The sequence below is a fragment of the Corynebacterium callunae DSM 20147 genome (genome assembly GCF_000344785.1).
Lineage (GTDB): Bacteria > Actinomycetota > Actinomycetes > Mycobacteriales > Mycobacteriaceae > Corynebacterium > Corynebacterium callunae.
Map to the genome: position 1 here is coordinate 2,810,533 of NC_020506.1, position 15,005 is coordinate 2,825,537.

The window sequence follows — 15,005 nt, forward strand, 5'->3', positions numbered from 1 at the left end:
TTTAGAAACCTGCCTCTTCACCATTTACACGTGGTGAAGAGGCAGGTTTTTTCGTCGAAAAGCGTGGTTTAACCCTGCTTGACCAGCACCTTTGGTGCCTTAATTGCCGGGGTGGATGTGACAAAAACTGGGGAGGTTTCGGGAATGAAGCGGGACGCGGTGAAGGCGAAGAGCGCGATGATGATCATGTAAACCGCGGGAGCCAGCGGACTGCCGGTCCAGGAGACCAATGCGGTGGAGATAAATGGCGCTGAGCCGCCGAAGATTGCGTAAGTGACGTTGTAGGTAATGCCGGCGGAAGTACCGCGGGTGGCCTCTTGGAAGACCTCGGCCATCATTACTGAGGTAACGCAGTTAGCGGTAACCGCGCCAATTCCAAGCATTACCTGCGCTGTCAAAGATGCAGTCAAAGTACCCTGACCTGCAATGATGTAGGCCGGGATCGCCATAATTACTGTGCTTAAGGCAGCGAAAGCCATGACGTTGCGGCGGGGGAATTTATCAATTGCGCGGCCAACAAATGGGGCTGCGATTGCTGCCATGCTGAGAGCGATGATGTTTCCGGCCAGTACTAAGGTGCCCTCCAGGCCGACGGTGCTGCGCAGGAAAGTGGTCATGTACGTGGTGAAAATGTAGAAGCTCAGGCCGGTGCAAGAGATAAAGCCACCTACTCGCAACATCATCTTCCACTCAGTACGCAATGCCTGTTTAATAGGAGCTTCGGGGCGTTCGGATGCAGGGCGTACATTTTCCTGGGCACCGGTGCGGATCCACCAGCCGATAAGCCCAAGAGGCACGGCCATCAGGAATGGAATGCGCCAGCCCCATGCAACCATTGCTTCTTTACCGATGCTGAATTCAATGGCCCATACCAATGCTGCTGCAATTGCGAAGGAAAGGAAGGTTGCCATAGACAATTTTGAACCATGCGTGGCACGCTTTTTGGGATCTACATTTTCAATCAAGTACGTTGCCGCGCCGGAATATTCACCACCCGCAGTGAATCCCTGCAGGCAGCGGGCCAAAGTAAGCAAAATTGGTGCGAAGATGCCGATGGTTTCCGGAGAGGGGATAAGTCCAATAAGTCCGGTGGAAAATGTCATTAATAAAACAGTGACGGCAAGTACTTTACGGCGCCCAATGCGGTCTGAGAGCGAACCGAAGAACATGCCTCCCAAAGGCCTAAGTGCAAAAGCCACCGCAAAAACTGCGAAGGTTTCCAAAAGTGCGGTTACGCCGGAGGAATTAGGGAAGAACACAGCTGCCAAAGTGGTAGCCAAGAAGCCGTAGATGGCAAAGTCGAACCATTCCACAACAGTGCCCACGGTTGCCGCGAGCGAAGCTGAACTGGCCTTTTTAGATTCATACATGAGGGGCTCCTCTTTAGGGTTTTGCTGCGTTGGCTAGCCGGCTTGGGTAGGCCGAGCTCGTTTGCGCTGGTCTGGGCCAGCTTTAGCAGGTTTAGGCAGCAGGATTTTTACCACTGGTGGGGATATTTGATGGTTGTGCTCGATGGTGCGGTTTCCTGCGGGGCTGCGGTTTCCTGCGGGGCTGCGGGAGCTGAGGGACTTCCGACACCGCAGGAAACCGCACCGCAAAAAGGGGATTTGGAGCTGTTTGTGTGGGATTTGGTCACTTTTGAGGCTGGAAAAGTGACCAAATCCCGCACAATTCATCTCAGTTAGAGGGGTTGTGGTGTATCTGCAGGTCACGGGATTTTCGCGGCATTTTTCATGCAGCAAAACCAGCACCTTTAGAGACCACAAATCCCCGGCGCGCTAGTGGGCGAACCGGGGAACAAGTGGTGGGGTAGAAGGGCTAATTAAACCAGTGCTGGGTTACCGGTGAGGGCATCCTTGAAGGTTGGCTGCTGCTCGTTGAAGTCTGGAAGAGAGTTAAGGTAAGCCACGATATCCTCGGTGTTTTCTACATCGCCGAACTTTGCGTCCATGTCGAAGAGGTTCCAAGCAACTACACCGGCTACGCGGTCGCCGACAGCTTCGCGGGCGATAATTGGGCGGAAGCCTGCAGCGATTGCGTCTTCAGCGGAGTGGCGGACACAACCTGCTGCGGTAACACCGGTCAAGATGACGGTATCTACGTGAGCTGCGGTAAGGATCTGTGCCAGGTTGGTGCCGGCGAATCCGGAAGCGCGCTTCTTGGTGATAACGATCTCACCCTCAGCTGGCTCGAGGCGGGAGTCAATCTGTACTGCTTCGGAGCCTACAGCCAAGGTCTCTAGTGGGATCTTGTGAACCCATAGGCCCATGTCGTTTGGCTTTTCAATGTCAGTTACTTCATAAGCGGTGGTGGTGTAGATAACTGGGATGCCCTTGGCGCGAGCTGCCTCGGAAAGTGACTGGCAAGCAGGGATGATGGTGTCCATGTTTTCGCAGGTGAAAGCGTGGCCTTCGCGGGTCCAAGCGTTTGCCATATCGATGTGGACGATTGCTGGGCGGGTGCCATAACCGACGCGGCGCTGGAATCCGCGCTTCTGGTATTCAGCGGAGTTCTCTTCAAAAGCCTGGGTCAGAAGATCGTTGAGGTTCGACATGGTATTGAGCTCCTTTTAAAAAGCGGTGTGGGGTTGTGGTTGGGCCGGCGGGTTGCGGTGGATTTGCAGTTAAAGTGTCTTGCTCTTCTGTGAGCAACACCGTTGGCGTAGTTGCAACAATATGGCCAAGCAATAAAGCGCGCAAGCCCTTTTGAAAAGTTTTCGATAGAGCAATAGAAATTTCCCAGCTCAAAAGGTGGTTTAGCTGCACAAAGTACATACCCGCTGATCAACCCCCCGGGGGTGATTTTCTATCGTGTGATAGGTTTAATTCTGTTGCGCTATAGAAAAAGCGCCGGAGACGGACTATGTTCAGAAATGCAACAACGTTCTACGAGTTGGAACAGTGTTGTTAACGCAACAGAAAATCAAGCTCACGGAGACTACACACTGTCGTCACGGGGAATTTCCCCACCGGCAGCACCAAAAGAGCACCACAAGAAAGGCACGGCCATGAAGCGAATTGGAATTGACGTCGGCGGCACTTTTACCGATGTGTACTTGGATCTTGACGGCAACGTAACTGTGGAAAAAGTACCTTCCACCCCAGATGATCCCGGCCGCGCTGTTATTGAGGGCATTTCCGCCATCTGTAAAAAAGCCAATGTGCAGGTCAGTGACATTGATGAAATCGTGCACGGAACTACTGTTGCCACCAACATCGCACTCACCGGCAAAGGTGCCCAGGTCGGACTAATTACCACCGAGGGTTTCCGCGATATTCTCCACATTGCTCGTCACAAAAAGCCTTTGAACTTCTCCCTCCAGCAGGAACTGCCGTGGCAGGCCCGCCCATTGGTTAAGCGTCGCAATCGCCTCACCATTAAAGAGCGAATTAGTGTTCCAGATGGGGAAGTAGTCACCCCAATTAATGAGGATGAGGTGCGCGAACAGGTCCGCATCCTGGTTAATCGTGGTGTTGAAGCAATTGCAGTGTGCTTGCTGCACTCCTATCTCAACCCCGAACATGAACAGATAGTCGCACGCATTATTAAAGAGGAAGCCCCAGACGTTTATCTCTCCGTCTCCTCTGACGTAGTTCCGCTCTACCGCGAATATGAGCGTTTCTCCACCACCGCGCTTAATGCTTTTGTGGGACCTTCCGTTAGCCGTTACCTTTCCCGCTTGCACGATGCTGCTCGCGATCTTGGATTCCGCCATGAAATTCAGATCATGCAGTCTTCAGGCGGCATGACTCCTATCTCCACCGCAGCTCAGCGCCCCGTTACCCTCATGATGTCCGGCCCGGTTGGTGGCCTAATCGGAGGCATTTGGTCCGCTGGCCTCTCCGGCTTTGATTCCACCATCACCCTCGACATCGGCGGTACTTCTGCCGATATTGGTGTGGCTGTCGGCGGCAAGCTGCGCATGAAGCACCTGCTAGATACCAGCATTGGCGGTTACCAGGCCATGGTGCCAATGGTTGATATCGATACCATTGGCGCAGGTGGTGGCTCTATTGCTTATGTCGATGAAGGCGGCGTTTTCCGCGTCGGCCCGGATTCCGCCGGTGCGCGCCCCGGCCCTGCGTGTTATGGCCACGGCGGTACTTTACCTACTTCCACCGACGCCCAAATGGTGCTGGGTCGTCTGCGTGCAGACCGCGGCCTAGCCTCTGGCGACTGGAAGCTAGACCGCGAGGCAGCGGAAGCGGCCTTCGCCCCCTTAGCCGAAAAATTGGGCCTCACCATTACCCAAGCTGCCGAAGGTGCGCTGCAGTTGCAGCGTTTTGAAATGGCCCAGGCCGTGGAGCGCAACTCCACCGCCCGCGGATATGACCCCCGCGATTTTGCGCTGGTCGCCGCCGGCGGAGCTGGCCCCCTGTTTAGCTGTGAGCTCGCCGCCGAGCTGGAAATCCCAACCGTTATTATCCCTGCTCACCCCGGTATTGTGGCCGCAACTGGCCTGCTTGCCACCGACCGCATCGTGGAAGAAGTGGCCACCGCGCGCCACCTACTCACCTCCACCACCGCACCGGTAGGCGTCGAAAAGCAATATCAGGAACTGGAAGCGCAGGCGCTGGCCAACCTTGAGGGCCAGGGCACCGCGGTGCGCCTGGCAGATTGCCGCTACCCAGGTCAGGGCTATGAGGTGCGCTTTGAGGTTCCAGAAACCGCGCTTGTCGACGCCGCCATGCCCGAGTTTATTGAGGCATTCCACCGCGCCCACGAGCACGAATACGGTCACCGTTTTGATTCTGACACCATCGAGCTGGTTAATATTCGCGTCCGCGCATCTCAGCCTTCTCCTGAACTACCTGCTCCTGGTGTAACCGGCGCCGGCTCCCTAGAAAACGCCCTGGTCGGACATGGTGTGGTGTGTTTTGAGGGTGAAGATGTGCGCACTGCCTTCTATGATCGCGATCTGCTGCCAGCAGGTGCCCAGATCACCGGCCCGGCAATTATCGAGCAATACGACACCACCACCGTGGTTCCGCCACGCTTTGAGGTTTCCGTACGTGAAGATGGCAACCTGGTTATCGCCGTACCACTGCAGCAAAAAGCCGCAGATAATGAGGATCTAGCTGCACCAATCCTCATGCGTGTGATCGGCGGTGCAATCAACTCCACCGCTAAGGAAATGGCCACCGTGATGCTGCGCATGGCTTATTCCTCCATCATCCGTGAATCCGAGGACTTGGGCGCCGGCATCTTCGACGCCGATGGCAACACCTTGGCCGAATCCGATACCACCCCAATGTTTATGGGATCTATGCCCAAGATCGTCAAGGGTGTTATTGGAATGCTTGACGGTGACATCCAAGAAGGCGATGTCATTTTGCATAATGACCCTTATGCCGGAGCAACCCACTCCCCAGACGTTGCGGTAGTTGTGCCAATCTTTGACAAGGGTGATTTGGTGGCCTGGGCTGGAGCTTCCGGCCAGCTGCTTGATATCGGTGGCGCCCACGCTGGCCTCATGGTTGATATTTCCGACGCCCAATCCGAAGGCCAGATCTTCCGCGCCCTCAAGATTGTCAAGGCCGGCGAACGCCAAGATCAGCTGCTAAACCAGATCCTCTCCAACACCCGCACCCCGAAGTCGAATGCCGGTGACCTCGAAGCAATGATGGCGGCCTGTGAACTAGCCCGCCACCGCTTCCTCACCATTATCGATAAGTACGGTCGCACCGCAGTGCAGGATTCCTGCTCTCAGTGGCTGGATTACTCCGAGAAGATGATGCGCTCTCGTATCGCTGCGCTACCTGATGGTGAATACACCACCGATACCGGCTGGCTTGATGATGATGGCCGCAACCGTGGCGTGAAACTGCCAATCCAGGTCAAGGTAATCATCGAAGGCGACACCATCACCTACGATCTCACCGGTTCCTCACTGCAGGTTCCCACCGCCTATAACTGCGCCTTTGAAGGCACCACTGTTTCCGCCTTCTCCTTCATCACCCGCATGATCTTCTTGGATGAAGCCACCTCCGAGGTGCACGTTCCCCAAAACGAAGGCATGCTGCGCCCCATTAATGTCATCGCACCAAAGGGCACCATCTTCAACCCGAATTACCCAGCAGCCACCTTCGCCCGCTTCAACCAGGTACAGCGCGCAGTAGACCTCGCCTTGAAAGCACTGGCCCCCATCATGCCCGGTCAGGTCACCGCCGGTAACTCCGCACACCTACACTTTGTGTCCTACTCCGGTTGGGATCCACAGGCTTCCGAGTACTGGGTCTACCTGGAGTGCGATGAAGGTGCCTACGGCGGACGCCCAGAATCTGATGGTCCTGACGCAGTAGCCAACCTTATCGACAACACCCGCAACAACCCCATCGAAGAACTCGAATGGCGCTTCCCAATGATGGTAGAACGCTATGAACTCCGTGATGACCCAGCAGCACCCGGCGAACACCGCGGCGGCATCGGCATTGTCCGTACCTCCCGCTTCCTGGTGGAAACCGAAGTCACCTGTGAAGGCGACCGTCACGATGGTGACAAGCCATGGGGCATCTTCGGCGGCCACGAAGGAAAGAACGCTTCTATCGTCCGCAACCCTGGCACCGACACTGCAGAGAACTGGCCTTCCAAGGTCACCGCTGCAAAACTCGGCGCCGGCGATACCCTCCAAATCACTGTCCCCTCCGGCGGTGGATATGGCGATCCAGTCAAGCGCAACCCACAAGCAGTATGTGATGACGTCATGGATGGCTTCAGCACCCTGGAGCAGGCCGAAAACATTTACCGCGTGGCATTGCGCGGCAATATGATCGACGGCTTCGAGGTAGATGAAGAAGGCACCCGCGAACTCCGCGATAGTGAACTAGCAATCCGCGAACTAGTTGGCTAAAACCCGCTAAAAAGGAGGCTGCGGCTTGAGATTTTCTCTCAAGCCGCAGCCTCCTTTTTAGGTATTTTTAACTGCCCAGGCGCCGGGAAATCTGCTCGGCTGTAGCAACTGCGCGCTTTGGCAGATCCTGCGCCATCGCTGGAGTCACCCTAAACCGCGGTACGGAAATTAATACCGCACCCACACAATCCCCGCGGAAATCCCTAATAGGGCTGGCAACCGACCACTCTTCAGGATCAGTATCGCCATCATTAATGGCATAACCACGCTTAATGATCTCCGCATAGGTGGCATCAAACTCATCGGCAAATTGCTCATAATCAGGGTTCAGCTGCGTACGCTGAGCCTGATCAACCTCCGCCAAAAACACCTGCACCGAGGCCGAACGCGGACGGGCAATACGAGTACCAATCGGCGTAATGTGCTTGACCAAACGTGGCGAATCCACATGGTCAACTACAATGCCTTCGCGTCCAGTCCACGCAACCAGGGCACAGCTCTCATTTGTTGCTTCACTAACAGCCTGGATGAGATCACCACCAGCGCGCGGCAAATCCATACGCGCAAGCAAAGGGCCTGCCAATGCAACAAGTCCCACACCCAGGCGGAACTTCCTGCTGGCACCATCTTGTTCCACCAGCTGATATTCCTCCAGCGTGGAGAGAACTCGCGAAACTGTCGATTTATGCAGCTGCGTTTGAGCTGCAATTTCCGTGACGCCTCGCAAACCGCGTGCTGCCGAAAGCACCTCTAAGATATTGAGTCCATTGGCCAAGGCCGAAATCGAACCGCGTTTATTTGCCGATGCTTCTTCCATGGAGAACTCCCTGCAGTAATTTCGCTTTTGCAACTAATACGCACAAAATTCCGTGCGCCGGGTGATTTTGTTTCACTCTACGCAACAGCGATTCATAAGTGAAGGTAGTTTGTGCTACTTGCACAGGGAAGTCCCAAACTTTGAACACATTCACCACACAAAAGGGCAAAAAAGAGCAATTTGTGCGGGATTGTGCACTTTTTTGAAGCTAAAAAGTGCACAATCCCGCACAAACCGCCAAAATTCAGCAGGCTGCGGTGTATCCCCAGCTCGCTTGGCTCACCCAACACCCGCCGAGCCCCTGCAGTACCCCGCAACCTAAAAAACCACATTCACCAAAAACATATAGGCCACAGTGCCACTCACAATGGACAACCCTGCGGAACCACGCCACCAGTGCAGCAGCGCGGTAAAAGCAATCGCCACTAAGGAAGCAAAAATGCCGCCGGGCGCACTGGACTGGCTAAAAAGTGTGTAGATAACCAGCACCAACATCACACCCACTGGCATCGTATTGCCCAGCACCGCCATGAGCTGATTGTTTTTAATTTTCCGCATGGCCACAAAGGGAAAAAGGCGCAGCAGCACAGTAATCACCGCAATTGGAATGAGCACCGCAGCGATGTCGATTAGCCCCACTCCGGGCGGGAGGCCATAATTACTCATCGCGGGCCCGCAATTCTAGGGCTGCATCAACGCGCGGGAAGCGGAAGCGCAGCAACAATATGACAAAATATGCCGTTAGTGCCAGCACCAGCATTTGGGCCGGTGCTAAAAATCCCGCAGCTACTGCCAGCACCAATGCGCTCAAAGGCAGTGAATAATCTTTGTTGTTTTTAAAAGCTTCCCAGGCCAACACCACAAAAAGCGCGGTGAGTGCAAAGTCCATGCCCTTAATTCCGGCAGGTAGTGCTTGGCCAGCCACTGCGCCAATGATGCCGGGGATAACCCACAGCATTTGGCAGAAAATCTGAATGGTTAAAGTGCGCACCCCGCTGATATGTCCCGGGGGCCTGGCCGAAACAATCGCATAGGACTCGTCGGTAAGCGCGTAGGTAGAGTACGCGCGCCCCGCGCGGGATTTAATGGAATGGCGTGGGAAGCTGAGGCCGTAAAAGATGTGCCTAAAATTAACCATAAATCCGGTCAGCGCCGCCGAAATAGGGCCTACACCTGCGGTAACCATGCCGATGGCCAGAAATTCCATGGAGCCGGCGTAGATGACGATGGAGAAAATCGGCGTCCACCACCAAGCAAAACCGCTTTGCACCATCAGCAGCCCAAACGCCAGCCCCAGCGGAATAAGCCCCAGTCCGACGGCTGAGGTTTCAGCAATTCCGGCGCGTATCTCCTTTAGGGTCTCCGCACTCATTTCTAGTTATCAGAGGGGTCAGAGGGATAGGAGGCATATAAAGGCAAAGGCATTGCTTGTCGACGCATCACATCGCCCCAGACATCCACCCGCCCCGGCGCGATAATGTCGGAGGGCAGTGCGGGTGCAACAAACCAATCACCCTGCTCGATTTCCTCATTAAGCTGACCCGGAGCCCATTCGGCATAACCTGCAAAAAAGCGCATACCTTCCAGGTCCGGTGCCACGGCCTCGGGTTCAGAGCGCAAATCGACGTGAACTAGACGGTTAGCCAACTTATTAAAGTTTGTGGAGGCTGCAATATCCACACCCGGCTTGGTAACTCCCAAACCAACTACCGCTTGCTGGCTTAAAGGTCCACCAATATAAAGTGCCTGTGGCTTGGAGGTTAGATTCACCCATTCCGGCAGCACATTAGCCACCGCAACATCGGAGCGGGAGGCGATATTCACGCCAAAGGTGGTCACTGGCGAATGCTCAATGACCAAAATGACGCTGCGCTCAAAATCTTCCGATGCCATATCCGGCGCGGAGACCAGCAGCATGCCAGGGGAGACCTCATTGCGTTCCAATGCGTTAAAAAGCCTATCTGCATAAAAATCACTCATTGTGTTCTCCTTCCCACCATGCTTTAAGTTCAGCGATGGCAACATCACGTTCCAGCGGTCCGCGCTCCAAACGCAGTTCCTTCAAGAAATTCCATGCCTTACCCACCTGCGGGCCGCCGGGGATTCCCAGAATCTCCATAATCTCATTGCCATCCAGATCAGGACGGACTTTCGCAAGATCTTCGCGTGCTGCAATATCTTCGATGCGCTCTACCAAATGATCATAAGTTGCTTGCAGACGCGCAGCCTTACGTTTATTTCGCGTGGTGCAATCGGCACGTACCAACTTATGCAGCCGTGGCAGCAGTTCACCGGCATCAGCCACATAGCGTCGCACTGCCGAATCAGTCCACTGGCCTTCGCCAAAACCATGGAAGCGCATATGCAGGAAAACCAGCTGTCCGACATCGCTGACCATATGCTTTGAGTACTTCAGCTTACGCATTCTGCGACGCACCAACTTAGCACCAACCACCTCATGCTGATGGAAGCTCACCCGGCCATCCTCACTGAATTCGCGAGTATCCGGCTTGCCACAGTCATGCAGCAGCGCTGCCCAGCGCAGCACCAAGTCAGGCTCTTCTTCTTGATCAATGGCCTGGCGCATCACCTGCAAAGAGTGGGCATAAACATCTTTGTGCTGCATATGCTCATCTTGGGTCATCTTCATAGCTGGGATCTCAGGGTAGATGATCTCTGCGATGCCAGTTTCCACCATGAGGTCAATGCCATCTTCTGGGCACTTGCCCAAAATCATCTTGTCCAATTCAACCTGCACACGTTCGGCAGTAATGCGAGTGATCTGGCTTGCCATGTCAGTCATGGCGCTAACTACCCGCGGCGCCACCTTAAATCCAAGTTGGGAGACAAAACGCGCAGCGCGCAGCATTCTCAGTGGATCATCATTAAAAGACTGCTCAGGAGTGGCTGGGGTGTCTAGGCGTTGCAGCAGCAAATCATCCAAACCGCCCACTGGATCATGGAAGGTCAGGGCACCATCTGCGGCAATTTCCACTGCCATGGCATTAACTCTGAAATCGCGACGAATCAGATCACCTTCGAGGGTGTCACCAAAGGTGACCTCGGGATTGCGGGAATTGCCATCATAAACATCAGAGCGGAAGGTAGTGATCTCAATTTGCTGACCATGCTTTTCCGCGGACAGGGTGCCAAAGGCGATACCGGTATCCCACACCACATCGGCATAGGCATCCAAAATATCGCGGGTGTCCTCGGGACGGGCGTCGGTAGTGAAATCGAGGTCATGGCCCAACTCACCCAAAAATGCATCGCGGACAGAGCCACCCACTAAATAAAGTGAGTGACCTTTCTTATTAAAGGCCGCGGCAAGGGGAGTAAGAATCTCTGAAAGGTTCCCAACTGCTTGGTGCGCGCGTGCCATGAGGGCGAGGCGATCTGTTTCTACTTCGACAGTCGCCCCGGGGTCTTGAACATGGTTTTGAGCATCCTGGGAATTCACGAATCTGAGTCTACCCAGTAAGCAGCCCAGCAAAAACTACGCTCCGGGCCAATGGCTGCGTGCCCGCACCACAAAACCTCCATTTGTGGCGCCTTGTGCGGGATATGGTCACTTTTCCGGCCCCAAAAGTGACCATATCCCGCACAATCCACCTTTTTAGCGGTCGATGTGGTGCGAACCAGACTGACTTATAGGGGTAAAGCCACCGCAATTAGTGGTTCATTAATACCGAATAGCCAACACTCGCGATACGATTGCTTGAATGAGTGACTTGAAGCCCGAGGGGAACACCAGCGGGGCGCCAAAAAGAAGGCGTCGCCGCCGCTCTCGTCGTCCTTCAGGTCAAAATCAGGCGCAAAACCAGCAGAACCAGCAAGGCCAGCAGAACGCTCAGCCCGCAGCAGAAGCCTCTACCAAGAGTGCGCCACCCCATAACACTGCTGCCAGCAGCGGAAATGAAGAGCAGAAGCCAAATAGGCGGCGCCGTTCGCGACGTCGGGGTAATCGCAAGAGCACTAAAGATGTGCAGCAGGGCCAAAAGCAGCTCAACCCCGACAAAACCGAAAAGCTCGAAAAAGCGGTAAAGGTAGAGGTCACTGCAGCAGACACTCGCGAAAAGCCGGTCAAGAATAAGGGATCTAAAGATAAGTCCAAAAATGATCGCAATCGCCGGAAGTCTAATTCTCAGCGTCGTCGTCCCAATAACCGTGTGCACCAGGCGGGGCAGCAGTCTCGCATGGTCACCTCGGATGAAACTTCTGCAGGTGGTTTGGTAGTTTCTGGTCTCGCAGAATCTGTTAATGAGCACGGCGAGGTAGATCTTTCCAAGGTCTATGTAGCGCTTATTGGCCGTTTGGACCGTCGCGGTCGTCTGCTGTGGTCTATGCCTAAGGGTCACGTTGAGCCTGGCGAAGGTAAGGCAGCTACTGCCGAGCGCGAAGTGTGGGAAGAAACCGGTATTCACGGCGAGGTCTTTACTGAGCTGGGTGTTATTGATTATTGGTTTGTTTCCGAGGGCAAGCGCATTCATAAGACTGTGCACCATCACCTGTTGCGTTTTGTCGACGGCGATCTTAATGATGAAGATCCGGAGGTCACGGAAGTGGCATGGATTCCTGCGCATCAGCTCATTGAGCATCTCGCATTTGCCGATGAGCGCAAGCTAGCGCGCATGGCTCATGATCTTTTGCCTGAATACGCCCGTAAGGAAAAGGCGGAGGGAAGGGCTACTCCGCGGTGAGGTCTCCACATGGCGCAAGCCAGACCCCAAGATCACAGGGGTCACGAGCCCTCATTTCAAGTGTGACTGCAACCACAATTTTGGGTGCAAGTGCACTTTTTGGCGCCTCAGCGCTGGCTTTACCCTTGCCGGTTGAACCGACTGATCCCGTGGTCAGCGAACTCTGGGTAAACCCAAATGCCCGCGCTGATGATTCAGTTTCAGATGTTGATGTAGAGGTCCTCGATTTTGAGATGCCCTCCGACAAGCTCAGTGTAAATGTGGGGGAGACCTTCACTGCGAAGGTGAAGATCACCAATCACACCAATGAAGAGCTGACAAATATTACGCTCTCAGTGCAGCGCCAAGAGGCCTCCGCTGATGTAGCTACCGCACGCGTTGCTGCTACCAGCGATTATTACCCTTATTATGGCCCCAACCTCACCCTCGATGATGAGCTCGCGCCGGGTGATTCCCTGGAAACTGAGGTAGAAATCCCCACCGACAGCCTCACCATCAGCCAGGCTGGCACCTATCCCATCAGCATTAATCTATCCGGTCAGCTGGATGGCGTGGCGCGTTATTTAGATTCGCAGCGTTTCCTGCTGCCGGTGCTCGGGGAGACTAAAGACACCGAGGCCACGCCGACCACCATGATTTATCCGCTCAGCGCGCAAACCCATGTGCTCGGCGGGGAGACTGGCACCGCGCCCGAAGATCCGCCACTGCTGGTCAGTTCGGATGAGTTGGCGGGCGAGTTGACGGCCGAAGGCCGTTTAAGTGTGCTTCTCGACGCCTACCTGCAAGCTTCAGAAGAAGTTCGCGATGCAACCTGTCTGGCTATCGATCCTCAATTGCTCGATGTGGTCGAACGCATGACGCAGGGCTATACCGTCGCAGAAAACCGCGTGAGCACGGTACGCCAAAGCCAACGACTGCGTGATTTATGGACCGCGGATAATCAACCCAACGTCGGTGTTCCAGGCTCTGGCTCAGCCGATGCTGCGGTGTTTTTGGAAAAGCTGCGCACTGCCGCAGCTGATAGTTGCACAGTGGCTTTGCCCTGGGCCAATGCTGATTTGGATGCCGTGAACCAAACCAATAATCAGTGGTTGATGCGAGAGGCTATCCAGCGTGGCAGCACCACTATCACGGAAATTCTCGGAGTTACCCCCCAAACCAATGTGGTTATTCCGGGCAGCGGCTTTATCAGCCCAAATGCGGCTCAAGATTTGGGCTGGGCTGATGCCTCGGCAACTGAAAGCACACCTGAGCACGCCTGGGAGATTCAAAGTGGCAGTGCTGAAATTTTGGCACATTCAGATCAAAGTGCTTTGGATAATCCCAAACCAACTCCAGGTGAGGTAGCAGCACCAACTCCCACCACACCAGTGTCGGTATTGGTGGCGGAGAATACGGTGTGGCGCACTCCTAGTGCGGATCGTTTCCATGCCTTAGCTACCGGAATTACGGCAGTGACCTATCAGGGTTCATTGTCTGCAACTCTTGCCACCTTGGGTGAGAATCCAGAAACAGTGGGCTATTCCAATCCGGATTCTCGTTATGATTACTCCCTCGATACCGCAGCCTCTCGTAATTTAAGCGGTCAGGCCTCTTTGCGTTTGGCAGTGGAAAATAGCGATGCTGAGACCCCAGTGTTGGTAATCCCTTCAGCCACCTTGGATGGAGCAGATGGTGAGATGCTTTTGGATACCACTGCAGATCTCATCAATTCCGGAGCAGCCAGCCCCTTTACTTTGCAGCAATATCTCACTGCCGATGAAGAGCAACGCAACCAACTTGCCGAGGCCGTCACCACCGATGGCTTGCCGGATGAAACCTCTTTTGGTGCACCCTATGCAGACCCAGCATCGCCAACAGAATCAGAGGTGCTGCGTGCAACTCAGCAAGCAGCCTATATTGATGACCTCACCGGCATTATGTTTAATGATCCCGGCATTGTGCTTACCCGTTATGGCTTTACGGCACCGTTACGCCAGGACCTTTTGCGCGCGCTTAGCCTGATTAATCGCCGTTCTTTTGCACAACATAGCGCAGCCACTGCGGAATCCGATACGGTGCTTAATGACAATCGCGATGCCTTACAGCAATTGCGCAGCTCGGTAGCTTTGTTGCCACCAGGCAATGTATACACCCGCACCTCGGATTCCTCGCCGCTGATTATCGTGGCGCAAAATGGCTTGCCGCTACCCACCGAAACGCAAATTTTGTATTCCGGTCCCGATAATGCGCTGATTAATACCCCAGGCGTAGTGCGTATTCCAGCACTGGGTTCGATCACCTTGCAGATGACGGCTGATCTACCCGATGACAATGAGCGCACCGATCTCACCTTATGGTTGGCTTCCCCCGACGGCGCCACCATCAGTGAGCCGGTGGATATTTCGGTGCAACCGCGTCCCAATGTCACCGGCACGATGACGATTGTGGCTTTGGGCATTGTCACCTTGGGTGGATTGATATTCTTGCGCTTTTTTCGCAAGAAAAAAGCGGCCCGCCTAAAAAACCTGGCACCCTCAGACCAGCCCAAGGTCCGGGCAGGGAGGCGTCGACAAGCGTCTGGACACAGCCGCAGCGGCCGCGCCGATGATGGGTCGGGGTCGCCGAAACCGCCCGGCGCCCGCTAACGTATCCGTTC

Annotated in this window: 10 protein-coding genes; 3 read left to right on the forward strand and 7 right to left on the reverse strand. The window is 54.7% G+C overall.

Going from position 1 to position 15,005, the window contains the following annotated elements; genetic code table 11:
* Positions 1-68 precede the first annotated feature (68 nt).
* Positions 69-1,370, reverse strand: coding sequence for an MFS transporter (locus tag H924_RS12995; RefSeq protein WP_015652421.1), 1,302 nt, complete (start codon positions 1,368-1,370; stop codon positions 69-71).
* Between the two features lie 452 nt (positions 1,371-1,822).
* Positions 1,823-2,554, reverse strand: a complete 732-nt coding sequence (locus tag H924_RS13005; protein WP_015652423.1) for an isochorismatase family protein — start codon at positions 2,552-2,554, stop codon at positions 1,823-1,825.
* 453 nt (positions 2,555-3,007) lie between these two features.
* Here H924_RS13005 and H924_RS13010 point away from each other — a divergent pair, with 453 nt between their 5' ends.
* The gene (locus H924_RS13010) at positions 3,008-6,850 is read left to right on the forward strand and encodes a hydantoinase B/oxoprolinase family protein (protein ID WP_015652424.1); all 3,843 of its coding nucleotides are present in this window, start codon (positions 3,008-3,010) and stop codon (positions 6,848-6,850) included.
* Positions 6,851-6,917: 67 nt separating this feature from the next.
* On the opposite strand, the gene H924_RS13015 is transcribed toward H924_RS13010, so the two are convergent.
* The 5 genes from H924_RS13015 to H924_RS13035 form a co-directional block, all read right to left on the reverse strand.
* The gene (locus H924_RS13015; RefSeq protein ID WP_015652425.1) at positions 6,918-7,667 is read right to left on the reverse strand and encodes an IclR family transcriptional regulator; all 750 of its coding nucleotides are present in this window, start codon (positions 7,665-7,667) and stop codon (positions 6,918-6,920) included.
* A 318-nt stretch (positions 7,668-7,985) separates the two neighbouring features.
* A complete protein-coding gene (locus H924_RS13020) occupies positions 7,986-8,333 on the reverse strand; it encodes a branched-chain amino acid transporter permease (RefSeq protein WP_015652426.1) in 348 nt (115 codons plus the stop codon).
* Positions 8,326-9,039 carry an AzlC family ABC transporter permease gene (locus tag H924_RS13025; RefSeq protein WP_015652427.1) on the reverse strand — a complete coding sequence of 238 codons (714 nt, stop codon included), beginning with the start codon at positions 9,037-9,039 and terminating at the stop codon, positions 8,326-8,328. Before H924_RS13025 ends, H924_RS13020 begins: the two co-directional genes overlap by 8 nt.
* A 2-nt stretch (positions 9,040-9,041) precedes the next feature.
* Positions 9,042-9,647, reverse strand: coding sequence for a YqgE/AlgH family protein (locus H924_RS13030; protein WP_015652428.1), 606 nt, complete (start codon positions 9,645-9,647; stop codon positions 9,042-9,044).
* The gene (locus H924_RS13035; protein WP_015652429.1) at positions 9,640-11,127 is read right to left on the reverse strand and encodes a CCA tRNA nucleotidyltransferase; all 1,488 of its coding nucleotides are present in this window, start codon (positions 11,125-11,127) and stop codon (positions 9,640-9,642) included. Before H924_RS13035 ends, H924_RS13030 begins: the two co-directional genes overlap by 8 nt.
* A 262-nt stretch (positions 11,128-11,389) precedes the next feature.
* On the opposite strand from H924_RS13035, the gene H924_RS14645 reads away from it, so the two are divergent.
* Together H924_RS14645 and H924_RS13045 are read left to right on the forward strand one after the other, a co-directional pair.
* Positions 11,390-12,367 (forward strand): NUDIX hydrolase, encoded by a 978-nt coding sequence (locus H924_RS14645; RefSeq protein ID WP_029703570.1) that lies wholly within the window; start codon positions 11,390-11,392, stop codon positions 12,365-12,367.
* Between the two features lie 62 nt (positions 12,368-12,429).
* Positions 12,430-14,994, forward strand: a complete 2,565-nt coding sequence (locus tag H924_RS13045; protein WP_015652431.1) for a hypothetical protein — start codon at positions 12,430-12,432, stop codon at positions 14,992-14,994.
* Positions 14,995-15,005 lie beyond the last annotated feature (11 nt).